Source organism: Novosphingobium sp. PP1Y, assembly GCF_000253255.1.
In the GTDB taxonomy this organism is placed as follows: domain Bacteria; phylum Pseudomonadota; class Alphaproteobacteria; order Sphingomonadales; family Sphingomonadaceae; genus Novosphingobium.
Genome location: NC_015580.1, coordinates 2,610,139 through 2,623,293, shown reverse-complemented (window position 1 = coordinate 2,623,293; position 13,155 = coordinate 2,610,139). Strand labels below are relative to the sequence as shown.

At 62.4% G+C, this 13,155-nt stretch carries 15 protein-coding genes; 10 read left to right on the top strand and 5 right to left on the bottom strand.

Annotation, left to right across the window (positions count from 1 at the left end):
• The first annotated feature begins 58 nt into the window (after window positions 1-58).
• From ribB to PP1Y_RS18415, 4 genes are all read left to right on the top strand, one after another.
• Entirely contained in the window at window positions 59-1,372 is a 1,314-nt protein-coding gene (ribB, locus tag PP1Y_RS18430) for a 3,4-dihydroxy-2-butanone-4-phosphate synthase (RefSeq protein ID WP_013833576.1), read from the top strand.
• Window position 1,373: 1 nt separating this feature from the next.
• On the top strand, window positions 1,374-1,796 hold the full coding sequence (gene ribH, locus PP1Y_RS18425; RefSeq protein ID WP_041558991.1) for a 6,7-dimethyl-8-ribityllumazine synthase: 423 nt from the start codon (window positions 1,374-1,376) through the stop codon (window positions 1,794-1,796).
• Between the two features lie 403 nt (window positions 1,797-2,199).
• Window positions 2,200-2,394, top strand: a complete 195-nt coding sequence (locus tag PP1Y_RS18420) for a hypothetical protein (RefSeq protein ID WP_041558990.1) — start codon at window positions 2,200-2,202, stop codon at window positions 2,392-2,394.
• 170 nt (window positions 2,395-2,564) lie between these two features.
• On the top strand, window positions 2,565-3,131 hold the full coding sequence (locus PP1Y_RS18415; RefSeq protein WP_041558989.1) for a MarR family transcriptional regulator: 567 nt from the start codon (window positions 2,565-2,567) through the stop codon (window positions 3,129-3,131).
• A gap of 120 nt (window positions 3,132-3,251) precedes the next feature.
• Here the strand turns inward: PP1Y_RS18415 and eno are convergent, their stop codons facing one another.
• Window positions 3,252-4,538 (bottom strand): phosphopyruvate hydratase, encoded by a 1,287-nt coding sequence (gene eno / locus PP1Y_RS18410; protein WP_013833573.1) that lies wholly within the window; start codon window positions 4,536-4,538, stop codon window positions 3,252-3,254.
• Between the two features lie 174 nt (window positions 4,539-4,712).
• Between eno and PP1Y_RS18405 the strand changes: the two genes are divergently transcribed.
• The 5 genes from PP1Y_RS18405 to PP1Y_RS18385 all read left to right on the top strand — a co-directional run bounded on the left by PP1Y_RS18405 (window position 4,713) and on the right by PP1Y_RS18385 (window position 6,896).
• The gene (locus tag PP1Y_RS18405) at window positions 4,713-5,282 is read left to right on the top strand and encodes a hypothetical protein (RefSeq protein ID WP_013833572.1); all 570 of its coding nucleotides are present in this window, start codon (window positions 4,713-4,715) and stop codon (window positions 5,280-5,282) included.
• 28 nt (window positions 5,283-5,310) lie between these two features.
• Entirely contained in the window at window positions 5,311-5,691 is a 381-nt protein-coding gene (locus PP1Y_RS18400) for a phage holin family protein (protein ID WP_013833571.1), read from the top strand.
• Window positions 5,692-5,695: 4 nt separating this feature from the next.
• A complete protein-coding gene (locus PP1Y_RS18395) occupies window positions 5,696-6,013 on the top strand; it encodes a hypothetical protein (RefSeq protein ID WP_013833570.1) in 318 nt (105 codons plus the stop codon).
• Window positions 6,006-6,533, top strand: coding sequence for a hypothetical protein (locus PP1Y_RS18390; RefSeq protein WP_013833569.1), 528 nt, complete (start codon window positions 6,006-6,008; stop codon window positions 6,531-6,533). The genes PP1Y_RS18395 and PP1Y_RS18390 overlap by 8 nt, the downstream gene beginning before the upstream one ends.
• 141 nt (window positions 6,534-6,674) lie before the next feature.
• Window positions 6,675-6,896, top strand: a complete 222-nt coding sequence (locus PP1Y_RS18385) for a DUF4170 domain-containing protein (RefSeq protein WP_013833568.1) — start codon at window positions 6,675-6,677, stop codon at window positions 6,894-6,896.
• Between the two features lie 95 nt (window positions 6,897-6,991).
• On the opposite strand, the gene greA is transcribed toward PP1Y_RS18385, so the two are convergent.
• The 4 genes from greA to carA all read right to left on the bottom strand — a co-directional run bounded on the left by greA (window position 6,992) and on the right by carA (window position 12,543).
• On the bottom strand, window positions 6,992-7,468 hold the full coding sequence (gene greA, locus PP1Y_RS18380) for a transcription elongation factor GreA (protein ID WP_007010949.1): 477 nt from the start codon (window positions 7,466-7,468) through the stop codon (window positions 6,992-6,994).
• Between the two features lie 103 nt (window positions 7,469-7,571).
• Window positions 7,572-10,895: a carbamoyl-phosphate synthase large subunit gene (gene carB / locus PP1Y_RS18375; RefSeq protein ID WP_013833567.1), complete on the bottom strand. Its 3,324-nt coding sequence runs from the start codon at window positions 10,893-10,895 to the stop codon at window positions 7,572-7,574.
• A 179-nt stretch (window positions 10,896-11,074) separates the two neighbouring features.
• On the bottom strand, window positions 11,075-11,380 hold the full coding sequence (locus PP1Y_RS18370) for a hypothetical protein (protein ID WP_013833566.1): 306 nt from the start codon (window positions 11,378-11,380) through the stop codon (window positions 11,075-11,077).
• Complete coding sequence (gene carA / locus PP1Y_RS18365; RefSeq protein ID WP_013833565.1) at window positions 11,377-12,543, bottom strand: glutamine-hydrolyzing carbamoyl-phosphate synthase small subunit; 1,167 nt, start codon at window positions 12,541-12,543, stop codon at window positions 11,377-11,379. The genes PP1Y_RS18370 and carA overlap by 4 nt, the downstream gene beginning before the upstream one ends.
• 159 nt (window positions 12,544-12,702) lie before the next feature.
• On the opposite strand from carA, the gene PP1Y_RS18360 reads away from it, so the two are divergent.
• Window positions 12,703-13,155, top strand: a complete 453-nt coding sequence (locus tag PP1Y_RS18360; RefSeq protein ID WP_007010953.1) for a GatB/YqeY domain-containing protein — start codon at window positions 12,703-12,705, stop codon at window positions 13,153-13,155.

Here is a 13,155-nt window from a genome sequence, read left to right as displayed (position 1 = left end):
AAGTTTAATGTGAGAGGTTCATATCGAGATCACATCAAAATGTGAAACGGTGATTCCCATGTCTGGAAATATAATCGAACAAGTCCGCAAGCTCGTGACCGAGGGCGGCATGAGCAAGGCCGGGCTCGCCCGCGCTGCCGGGCTGCACGCCAACACCCTGCGCGATTGCACCGAGCCGGACTGGAATCCCACGGCCGACACGCTGGGCAAGCTCGAGCGCGCCCTTTTCTCGAACGACGACCGTCAGGTTCTCGTGCCGATCGAGGAAATCATCGAAGAAGCGCGCAACGGCCGCATGTTCGTCCTCGTCGACGACGAAGACCGTGAGAATGAAGGCGATCTCGTCATTCCCGCGCAGATGGCAACTCCGTCCGCGATCAACTTCATGGCCACCCATGGCCGCGGCCTGATCTGCCTCTCGCTGACCAGCGAGCGCGTCAGCCAGCTCGGCCTCGACCTGATGAGCCAGAACAACGGCACCCGCCACGAAACCGCATTCACCACCTCGATCGAGGCGCGCGAGGGCGTCACCACCGGAATTTCCGCCGGCGACCGCGCCCGCACCGTCAGCGTCGCGATCGACGGCACCAAGACCAAGGATGATATCGTCACCCCAGGCCACGTCTTCCCGCTGCGCGCCCGCGACGGCGGCGTACTCGTGCGCGCCGGACACACCGAGGCAGCCGTCGACATCTCCCGCCTTGCCGGCCTCAATCCCTCCGGCGTGATCTGCGAGATCATGCGCGACGACGGCACGATGGCACGCATGGACGACCTGATAACCTTCGCGAGGATGCACGATCTCAAGATCGGCACGATCCGCGACCTCATCGCCTATCGCCGCAAGCATGACCGCCTTGTCGAAACCAAGAACGAAGTGACCTTCGAAAGCCGCTACGGCGGACACTGGATCGCCCGCAGCTACAACAACAAGGCGACCGGCGACGAGACCATCGCCCTTATCAAGGGCCGCATCGACCCCGCCAAGCCAACGCTCGTGCGCATGCACACGCTTTCGGTCTTCTCCGACGTCCTCGGAGAAACCTCCGAGGAACGCGGTGAGCTGCTGCACCGCTCGATGGAAATGATTGCCGAGGAAGGCTCCGGCGTCATCGTCATCATCAACCGCCCGATGAACCGCCTGATGTCGCGCATCATGGAGATCAAGAACCAGGCGCGGGCCGGTCAGGCGCCGGACCTCGAGGAACTGCGCGACTATGGCGTAGGTGCACAGATCCTTGCCGAGCTGGGCATTCACGACATGATCCTGCTCACCAACACCCACCATTCGCTTGTCGCACTGGAAGGCTATGGCCTCAACATCGTGAGCGAACGCGCCATTCCCGCGCATGCAACCGAAGGAGCGAAGTGAAATGGCCCGATTTCTGATCGTCGAAGCGCGTTTCTACGACCATCTGAATGACATGCTCGTCGCTGGCGCCAGCGAGGCACTCAAGACAGCCGGACACAAGGTCGACGTCATCACTGTCCCCGGCGCGCTCGAAATTCCCGGTGCGATCTCGCTGGCCGATGCAGCGGGCGACTATGATGGCTACGTCGCAATCGGCGTCGTCATCCGCGGCGAAACCTATCACTTCGAAATCGTCGCCGGCGAAAGCGCGCGTGGTATCATGGCGCTGACGATGGACGGCATCGCCATCGGCAATGGCATCCTGACCGTCGAGAACGAAGAGCAGGCGCTGGTTCGTGCCGACCCGGCACAGAAGGACAAGGGTGGGGAAGCAGCCAAGGCCGCGCTTGCCTTGCTCGAACTGCGCGAGCGCTTCGACAGTTGATCCTTCAGGCGACGTTCCGCCGCCGCCCATCGGCGTCGGAACGTCGCCGAAGCACCGCCTTGCACAATCGCGGACCGCTTCCAATGAAGCGGCGATGTTCTGGTATTTTTACTTATTTCTTCGAACTCATACGAAGACGATAACCAAATTATCGCTAAAAATGGCGGTCAATACGCATATAAACCCACCCCTTACAATCCGTTCACTTATGAAACACTGTCCTATAAACTGTTTCAACTTGGACGGTTTTCTGTATTCAACGCGAAAATCGGAATGAATTAAGATCCTGATTGGAGCCATCTGGCAACAGAGCCGAACGGCGCGGAACTGCGCCACGACGGCTCGCGTTGCGGCGTCTCTCAGGTCAGCGAGGCACGAGCCTCGTTTCACGGAGGTCGCTTGGATGAACAGGAAAAATCGCGCTGTCGGGCTCATTCCCGCCCTGGAACACATGCTTGTCGAGCTGGACAGGCTCGACGCCCCAATCGCTGCGGCCCACATCGATGCTGCCATCGCGTTGCTCGTTGAATCCTTCAATATCGAAAGAAGTCCGTCCAATTCGGACGAACCTGCGCAAGACGATCTCGCCACGGCGTGACATTGATCACCCCGGGTTGCGGCACCACGAAAGAAAACCGAGCCGGAACGTTTCTTTGGCACGGATGATTTTGGGGTCCGCAAACATGGGTTCAATCGCTGCGGATCTAGGTGTCGCAGGGAGCATTGGCTCCTTGCGCGATCCCGGCACGCAATGGGTGATCGCTGTCGATGGACATGTCAGACCAGCTAATGCGCAATCGCGCCAAGGCCATTCGACTGATCGGCATAGCGAACGAACTTCTGGCCATGGCGCGCGAACTCGAAATCGGGCAGCCGCTTGCGGGCGATCCCTTCGTGGCGGATGGAATGGAAGAAGCGCCGGGGCGCTTCAGAGAAGTCGCCAGCAAGGACCATCCCATCTGGGTGGAGCTGGCCAGACAGGCCTATGACGACAGGCGGCGCAGATCTAAGATCTTCCAGGCGGACGCTCTCTTCGGAGAACCGGCCTGGGATATCCTGCTCGACCTGTTCATTGCAGCGAAGGAACGCCGCCGCGTCTCGGTGACAAGCGCCTGCATCGGATCGGCCGTTCCCTCGACCACCGCCCTGCGCTGGATCAGCATTCTTGAAAAGCACCAGCTCCTGCAACGCGAAGCCGATCCCGGCGATGCCCGCAGGGTTTATGTCCGGCTCAGTGCCCGCGGCTATGCGGCCATGCTGGAATATTTCGCAGCTTCATCACGTTCGGTCGTGCTGCTGGACGATCCGAGCGCCCACTTCGCTGCCGCGCGATAAAATCAGGCGCCCCCGCCCTTTCCGCCCCCCTTGGAAGGGAGAACCTGTACGCATCCGGCAGCGCCGGGCGACTGCTCCAGCCCATGTGGAGCAGTCGCCCGGACCCAATTCAACGGCCTATCAAACGCTCAGGCGACCGAATGCGGCGGCACCGGCATAACGGGCCGCGTTGCCGAGCTCTTCCTCAATGCGGATGAGCTGATTGTACTTGGCAAGCCGGTCCGACCGGGCCAGCGAACCGGTCTTGATCTGGCCGCAGTTGGTCGCAACCGCGAGGTCGGCAATGGTCGAATCCTCGGTTTCGCCCGAGCGGTGCGACATGACCGCGGTGTAGCCCGCGCGGTTCGCAATGGAGACGGCCTCGAGCGTCTCGGTCAGCGAGCCGATCTGGTTAACCTTGACCAGCAGAGAGTTGGCGAGACCCTGCTCGATACCCATGGTCAGGCGCTTGGGATTGGTCACGAAAAGGTCATCACCGACGAGCTGAACCTTGTGCCCGACCTTGTCGGTCAGCGCCTTCCAGCCTTCGAAATCATCCTCGCTCATGCCGTCCTCGACCGAAATGATCGGGTAGGCGTCGCACAGATCGGCCAGATAATCGGCAAAGGCGACCGGGTCGAGCGAAAGGCCCTCGCCGCTGATCTCGTACTTGCCGTTCTTGAAGAATTCGGTCGAGGCGCAGTCCAGCGCGAGCTGGATGTCGGTGCCGGGCTTGAAGCCGGCTTTCTCGATCGAGGCCATCACGAAGTCGAGCGCGTCGCGGGTGCTGGCAAGGTTAGGGGCAAAACCGCCTTCATCGCCGACCGCCGTGGCGAGACCCTTTTCCGAGAGCCCCTTCTTGAGCGTGTGGAAGATTTCGGCGCCCCAGCGCACGGCCTCGGCGATCGAGTCCGCACCGACCGGCATGATCATGAATTCCTGAAAGTCGATCGGGTTGTCGGCATGTTCACCGCCGTTGATGATGTTCATCATCGGCACCGGCAGGACATGGGCCGAAACGCCGCCGACGTAGGAATAGAGCGGCAGACCGCGGGCATTGGCGGCGGCCTTGGCTGCTGCCAGGCTGGTGCCGAGTATTGCGTTGGCGCCAAGGCGCGCCTTGTTCTCGGTGCCGTCGAGAGCGATCATCGTCAGGTCGAGATCGCGCTGGTCTTCCGCATCAAGACCGACGAGCGCTTCGGCGATCTCCCCGTTCACCGCGTCTACGGCCTTGAGCACGCCCTTGCCGAGATAGCGGCCCTTGTCGCCGTCGCGCAGTTCGACGGCTTCATGGGCGCCGGTCGAAGCGCCCGAGGGCACTGCAGCGCGGCCGAAGCTGCCGTCTTCGAGCAGGACGTCGACTTCCACGGTGGGATTGCCGCGGCTGTCCAGAATTTCACGGCCATGAATGTCGATGATCGCGGTCATTTGAGCTGAACTCCTCCTTGCGGCGCCACACTGCGCCTTTGGCCGGCGTCTTAGCAGGGGAACTCCGCCTGACAAGTTGCGTTGGGGATCTATAGGCAAGATGTGTTACTCTGTACGCGCACCGCCTATATGGGGATAGTCCCGGCGAACGGGAAACGAAGGAAGGATAGACGTATGGCCGAACCTACCGCTACCACCGGAAACGATGCCGAATCCGCCAAGAACCACTTTGCCAAGGCGATGGAAGAAGCCAAGGCCGGCGCACAGGCTCTCGGCAAGGAAGCCCAGGCGCGTGCCGAAGAATATCGCGGAAAACTGACCCAGGCGACCAATGAATGGTCAAGCGAGGCCAAGACGCGGTCAGACGATGCGCGGACCAAGGCCAACGACTACGCGGCCGAAGCCCGCGAGAAGGCCAGTGCCTATGCTGCCGACGCGAAGGTCAAGGCCACCGATCTCGCCAACGAAGGCAAGGCGCGCACCAGCCAGGCCATGGTTGGCCTTTCGAAGATCATGGACGAGAATGTCCACCTGATCGATGAGAAGGTCGGGCCGAAGTACGGCGATTATGTGCGCACCGCTTCCAAGTCGGTCCAGGACGCCGCCACGAGGCTCGATGAAAAGTCGCTCGACGATCTGGGCGAAGATGCCAAGGAATTCGTCCGCACCAGCCCGGGGCTTGCCGTTGGGATGGCCGTCGCGGCCGGTTTCCTGTTCGGACGCATGTTCAAGAAGAGCAAGTGATGGCTCCGGGCAAGACCGATTGACAAGCATGGCCGAAGCCCAATCCAACCTCGTTCCTCCGCCCGACGAAGCGGAGACGGTGACCCTTTCCGAAGATCTGCGCCAATTGGCGCAGGACGCCCGCGTGCTGGCCGAGGCGGAATTCGCCTTCCAGAAGACGCGCGCAGCCTATGCCAGTGCAGAGGCCAAGGGCATCGCGCTGCTCGGCGTGGTCGCCCTCGTCCTGCTGTTCTTCGCAGTCATGGCACTGGTCGTCGGCGCCGTCATCGCGCTCGGCCCGGTGCTTGGACCTTGGGGTGCCATGCTCGCAGTTACCGGGACGCTGGTCCTCGTATCCGCTCTCTGCGCGCTTTCTGCCAGGACACGGCTCAGGAACATGCTGACTGCCATTTCCGACAACAGGGGATAGTCCGATGGGCAACCTAGCCCGCAAGCTCGAAGCGGATAGGGCCGCGCGCGATGCCGCGCGCGCCACATTCGATACGCGTTACGGCGCAATCAAGGCCGACATGGAAGAGCGCGGTATCGCCGGCCGGATGATCGATGAGACGCTGGAACAGGCCAAGGACATGTTCGGCGAGGCCGTCGACGTTGCCGAGAGCAATCCCGGCGTGGTCGGGGGAACCTTGGCCGCTCTCATGCTTTGGTTTTTGAGGAACCCGATCAAGGCCTGGTTCGACACCCTGCTCGGCCCGGAAGCGAAATGGAAGAAGGAAGCGGACAATGACTGACAGCGATCCCAACGCCCCGGAGATCCCGACCAGTGCAACTGGTGCGAATAACGTCGTGCCGCTTACTCCGGCCAAGACCGAACTTCGGCCGCGTGAGAAGGTCGTCGGCTTCGTCAAGAAGCATCCGGTGATCACCGTAGCAGGCGGGCTCGCCTTGGGAGTTGCCGCCAGCGCTTTGCTGCCGCGCAAGACCGGTCGCAGCCTCATCGGCCGCGCCACGAAGCTTGCCGAGGCAGCCGGTGCCGCAACGGTCATGTTCGGCCGGGAGACGTCCGAAAAGGCGCAGGAATTGGGCGTGGAAGCTCGGGAATCCGCCGGAAAGCTGGCGAGCACCGCTGAAAGGGCGAGCAGCGCCACGGCCGCCAGCATCGAGAAACTCGCTCTCGCAGCGGTCGCAGCTGCGGGCGCTTTCGGTCGGACCACCGCCAGGAAGGCCAGTAAAGTGAGTGAAGCCGCCGCCGAAAAGGGGCACGAGATCGCGGACATGGCCAGTGAACTGAAGAAGCGGGCTAAGCGCTGACACTGAAACGGCCTGCGCGGCTTACTGCTAACGATTTGCAGCAGCGAAGATAGGCCCGTCGCGCATGCGATGAAGCCTTGCCCTTGCCCCTGTCAAAAATTATAGGGATCGCTCCTCCCAACAGGAAAGCGGTCCTCCCTCATGCAGAAGCTTCATCTTGTCATGGGCGGCCGGGTCACGGACCCGCGCAGCCTCGAATTTTCAGACCTCAAGAACGTCGATCTCGTCGGCATCTTCCCTGACTACGCCTCGGCCGAAGAAGCCTGGCGCTCCAGCGCACAGCGCACCGTGGACGATGCCGAAATGAAGTACGTCATCGTGCATCTCCACCGCTTGCTCGAGCCTGAACTGCCCGAAGGCTGATCGGTTCTTTGAGGAAAGCCCAAACGAACAAAGGCCGGCGATTTCGCCGGCCTTTTTCATGTCCGTAACTGGCAGGGGCGTTATCGCCCCACGGCTCAGATGAATTCGATCTTCTGCACGAGGTAGAACTTGTCGCCCGCAGGGACGGTCACTTCCACTTCGTCCTCGACCTGGCGACCGATCAGCGCCTTGCCCAGCGGCGAGTTATAGCTGATGCGTCCGATCTTCGCGTCCGCTTCGTAGGGACCGACGATCTGGTACTTCACCGGCTTGTCGTCATCGTCAAGCAGGGTCACCGTCGCGCCGAAGATCACCTTCGAGCCCGAGAGGGTCTTGGGATCGACGATCTGCGCGCGGCTGACCTTGTCCTCGAGGTCGGCAATGGTCGCCTCGACCTGGCCCTGGCGTTCCTTGGCCGCATGATATTCTGCATTTTCGGAAAGATCGCCATGCGCGCGCGCTTCTTCGATGGCATCGACGATCCGCGGACGCTCCTCGCGCAGGGCCTTCAGCTCTGCGGTCAGCCTCTCATACCCTTCGGCGAGCATGGGCAGCTTTTCTATACTGGCCATCAATAATTCCTCCTGTTGCCTCCCTTGCTGCAGACTACTCGTCCGTCCCGTCCCTTGAGGCACGGGGGCCGACCTGCAGCGATGTGGGGAGGCAAGATCGATTTCAGTTATAATAATCCTGCAACGAGCGCACTTCAAGCTGGCTCCCGCGAATCGTCGCAATTGCCTCGCTTGCAGCCACGCTCGCAGCGGCTGTGGTGAAGATCGAGACCTTGGCCGTCAGCGCCGAAGCGCGGATCGACTGCGAGTCCTTCAGGCTCTGCCAGCCCTCGGTGGTGTTGAAGATCAAAGAGATCTCACCGTCGATGATCTTGTCGACGATGTGCGGACGCCCTTCGGCCACCTTGTTCACCATTTCGACCGGAATACCCGCATCGGCGAGGTACTTCTGCGTGCCCGAAGTGGCGATGATGCGGAAGCCCTCGTCCACCAGCTTGCGCACGGCAGGCAGGATGTACGGCTTGTCGCTGTTTTTCACCGAAACGAACGCGGTACCCTCGGTCGGCAGGCGCATGCCCGCGCCGAGCTGTGCCTTGGCGAAGGCGGTGGGATAGTCCGTGTCGATACCCATGACTTCGCCGGTCGACTTCATTTCCGGGCTGAGCACGGGATCGACGCCGGGGAAACGCGCGAAGGGGAACACCGCTTCCTTGACCGCGAAGTAGTCCAGCTTGCGCTTGAACGGCGGGAAGTCGGCCAGCTTTTCGCCCGCCATGACGCGCGCGGCGATCTTGGCGACCGGCTGGCCGATGGCCTTGGCGACGAAAGGCACGGTACGCGAGGCACGCGGGTTCACTTCGATGAGGTAGACCTCACCGTCCTTGACCGCGAACTGGACGTTCATCAGTCCGCGCACGCCAAGGCCTCTGGCGAGGGCTTCTGCCTGACGTTCCATCTCTTCGATGATCTCGTCGGGCAGGCTGTAGGGCGGGATCGTGCAGGCGCTGTCGCCTGAATGGATGCCCGCTTCCTCGATGTGCTGCATGACGCCTGCGACAACGACCTGATCGCCATCGCACAGCGCATCGACGTCGCACTCGATGGCATCGCGCAAGTACTGGTCGATCAGCACCGGGCTATCGCCCGAGACCTGCACGGCGGTGGCGATGTAGTCGTCGAGCTGCTGTTCGCTGTCGACGATCTCCATCGCGCGGCCGCCCAGCACGTAGCTGGGACGGGTCAGGACCGGATAGCCGATGCGGTTTGCGACCGCGACGGCCTCGTCACGGCTGCGGGCAATGCCGTTGAGCGGCTGCTTGAGGCCGAGTTTCTCGACCAGCGCGGCGAACCGCTCACGGTCTTCGGCAAGGTCGATAGCGTCGGGCGACGTGCCCAGGATCGGAATGCCCGCCTTCTCGAGCGCATCGGCGAGCTTGAGCGGAGTCTGCCCGCCGAACTGCACGATGACGCCGACGAGTTCGCCCTTCTGCTGCTCGACGCGCAGGATTTCCAGCACGTCCTCAGCCGTGAGCGGCTCGAAGTAGAGACGGTCCGAGGTGTCGTAGTCGGTCGAAACGGTCTCGGGATTGCAGTTGATCATGATCGTCTCATAGCCGGCATCGTCGAGCGCGAAGCAGGCATGGACGCAGCAGTAGTCGAACTCGATGCCCTGGCCGATGCGGTTGGGACCGCCGCCGAGGATGACGATCTTCCTGCGGTCCGACGGCATCGCCTCGTCCTCGGGCTCACCGAAGAACGGCGCCTCGTAGGTCGAGTACATGTAGGGCGTGATCGCCTCGAACTCGGCCGCGCAGGAATCGATCCGCTTGAACACCGGGTGGACGCCGAGCTTGGTACGCAGCTGGCGCACTTCGTCCTCGCTGGTTGCGCCTGCCATGGCGCGCAGGGCGTCATGGAGAAGACCCGAGCGCTTCGCCTGGGTCTCGCCGAGACCGCCTGCGACATGGACCGAGCGCACCGCCAGCGTGGCAAGGCGCTTGTCAGAGAAGCCCATGGACTTGAGACGGCGCATGCCGGCCGCGTCGATCGGCAGGCCGTCCTTCATGACCTTCGCCTCTTCGGCGATGATTTCCTCGATGTGGCGCAGGAACCACTTGTCGTAGAAAGTGATCGCGTGGATCTCATCCACGCTGAAGCCTTCGCGCATCGCCTGGGCGACGTTGAGCAGACGATCGGGCGTCGCCTTGGAAAGCGCCGCAGTGATCGTGTCGCGCCCTGCCCCTTCGAGTTCCGGCACGCGGTTGAAGCCGTCGAGGCCGGTTTCGAGGCCGCGCAGGGCCTTCTGCATCGATTCCTTGATGTTGCGGCCGATCGCCATGACTTCGCCGACCGACTTCATCGCCGTAGTCAGTTCGGGCTTGGAACCCTTGAACTTCTCGAAGGCGAACCGCGGGATCTTGGTCACGACGTAGTCGATGGTCGGCTCGAACGAGGCCGGCGTGGCCCCGGTGATCTCGTTCATGATCTCGTCGAGCGTGTAGCCCACTGCCAGCTTTGCAGCGACGCGCGCGATCGGGAAGCCGGTGGCCTTCGACGCCAGCGCCGAGGAGCGCGAGACGCGCGGGTTCATCTCGATGACGATGAGGCGGCCGTCCTTCGGGTTCACCGCGAACTGCACGTTCGAACCGCCGGTCTCGACGCCGATCTCGCGCAGCACCTCGATCGAGGCGGTACGCATGATCTGGTATTCCTTGTCGGTCAGCGTCAGCGCCGGGGCGACGGTGATCGAGTCGCCGGTATGGACGCCCATCGGATCGACGTTCTCGATGGAGCAGATGATGATGCAGTTGTCGTGCCTGTCGCGCACGACCTCCATCTCGTACTCCTTCCAGCCCAGCAGGCTTTCCTCGATGAGCACTTCGGTGGTCGGCGAGGCATCGAGGCCCGAGCGGACGATCGCTTCGAACTCTGCCTTGTTGTAGGCAACGCCGCCGCCGGTACCGCCAAGCGTGAAGCTGGGGCGGATGATCGAGGGAAGCCCGGTGCGCTCAAGCACTGCGTAGGCCTCTTCGAGCGTATGGGCGACGCCCGAGCGTGCGGATTCGAGCCCGATCTTGTCCATCGCCTCGCGGAAGCGCTGACGATCCTCGGCCTTGTCGATGGCATCGGCATCGGCGCCGATCATCTTGACGCCGTACTTCTCGAGCGTGCCGTCGTTGAACAGGGCCAACGCGCAGTTGAGCGCGGTCTGCCCGCCCATCGTCGGCAGAACCGCATCGGGGCGTTCCTTCTCGATGATCTTGGCGACGATCTCGGGCGTGATCGGCTCGACATAGGTCGCATCGGCCATGTCCGGGTCGGTCATGATCGTGGCCGGGTTCGAGTTCACGAGGATGACTCGGTAGCCCTCTTCCTTGAGCGCCTTGATCGCCTGCGTGCCCGAGTAGTCGAACTCGCACGCCTGGCCGATGATGATGGGACCGGCACCAATGACGAGGATCGAGGAGATATCTGTGCGCTTGGGCATGGGTTTCCTGCCTTGGAAGTGTGCTTACAGTTAAAGCCGCCCTGAGGCGACCGGGTTGCCGGATGCCGGGACCTGTCAGGGCAGGTCTTCGGCTCCGACCTTGGTTCTTGTTCCTGCGACTGCCGGACCATGTGCCTGTCCGTAATCGCAGGAAACGATTGGTTGCGAAACGCCGGTAATCATGAGGTCACTCCGTTCGAAGTGTCCTGCGATTTCCCATCGGCCGCATCCTGAATGCCGATCCGCGCCGCCGGGAAGCGTTCGCGGATCGCCTTGAACACGCAGGCAGCCCGGCTTCGGTCCGCCGGGCTGCGCGGCTCGAACGAGACTTCATCGCCCTTCAGGCTGATCGACGCTGCGGTTACACCGCACTTGTCGGAAACAACCTTGAAATCGGCATCGCTCAATGCCGGCTTGACGGGAGGCGCTTCGCATCCCGCAAGCAGGCCGGCCGCGCCGACCAGAAGGGCGAGGCCAGCCTTCAAGCCAGCGAGCCCACGAACTTCTCGAAGAGGTAGAAGCTGTCCTGCGGCCCCGGGCTTGCCTCGGGGTGATACTGGACGCCGAACGCCTTCTTGCCCTTGATCGCGATGCCGCAGTTCGAACCGTCGAACAGCGAGACGTGAGTCTCTTCGATGGTATCGGGCAACGTTGCATTGTCGACCGCGAAGCCGTGGTTCATCGAGGTGATCTCTACGACGTCGTCGGCAAGGCGCTTGACCGGGTGGTTGGCGCCGCGGTGGCCCTGGTGCATCTTCGATGTGCTGGCACCGGCGGCGAGCGCCAGCATCTGGTGACCCAGGCAGATGCCGAAGATCGGCACGTCGCGCTCAAGCAGGCCCTGGATGACGGGAACGGCATACTTGCCGGTCGCCGCCGGGTCGCCCGGGCCATTGGAAAGGAACACGCCTTCGGGCTTCAGCTCGAGCACCTGCTCCAGCGTCGCCTCGGCGGGAACCACCGTCACGCGCGCGCCGGCCTTCACCAGGTTGCGGAAGATGTTGTCCTTGGCGCCGAAATCCATCGCGACGACATGCGGCCGTTCGTCGCGCGGCGAGCGGCCGTAACCCTGGCCGAGCGTCCAGGTAGAGCCTTCCCAGCCCTCCTGGTGTTCGCGGCTGACGATCTTGGCAAGGTCCATGCCTTCGAGGCCCGGCCACTCCTGCGCCTTCTTGATCAGCGCCGGAATATCGAACTCGCCCTTGGGATCGTGCGCGATCACTGCATTGGGCGCGCCCGACAAGCGGATGCGGCGGGTCAGGGCGCGGGTATCGACACCGGCAAGGCCGATCTTGCCCTTGGCTGCGAGCCAATCGCCGAACTCGCCTTCCGCGCGGAAGTTAGACGAAGGCGTGACGTCCTCGCGGACGACGCAACCGACAGCGCTATCGACCCTGGATTCAAGATCCTCGTCGTTGACGCCGACGTTGCCGATGTGGGGAAAAGTGAAGGTGACGATCTGTCCGGCATAGGAAGGATCGGTCATCACTTCCTGGTAACCGGTCATCGAGGTGTTAAAGCAGACTTCGCCGACGGCATTGCCGACAGCGCCGAAGCCACGACCCCAGATGACGTGCCCGTCACTCAAGACAAGCACGCCTGTTGCCCCTTCCGGTTTGGGCGCAAGCGAAAATGCGGCGTCGGCCATGGTGGGTCGCTCCGTTTACGGCGTTTCTAACGTTTAGTGCTAAGGCCCACGCGCTAGAGACGCTTGTGCAGCGCGTCAAGGCAGCGGGTGCAAATTGGCGCGCGTCTTGCTAGTTTTATACGCTAATCTAATCGCCAACCTCAGGACAAAAGAAAAACAATGCTTCGTGATTCGATCAAGGCCGCGCAGATTTCCGCGATGAAAGCCGGCGACAAGCCGCGCCTTGCCGCCGTGCGACTCATCCTTGCCAAGCTCAAGGACCGCGACATCGAGCTTCGCACCGTCGACAAGAAACCGGAAGACGACGACCTCGTCATCGAGGTGCTGCAAAAGATGGTGAAGCAGCGCCGCGAATCGATTCAACTCTTCGAGGACGGCGGACGCCCCGAACGTGCCGCCGACGAACGCGCCGAACTGGTGGTGATCGAAGAGTTCCTGCCCGCGCAGATGTCCGAAGACGAAACGAAGGCCGCGATCGAATCGATCAAGGCCGAAACCGGCGCGGCAGGCATGAAGGACATGGGCAAGGTCATGGCCGAACTGAAGGCGCGCCACGGCAACCAGCTCGACATGGGCAAGGCCAGCGGCTGGGTTAAGGCGGCGCTGAGCTGA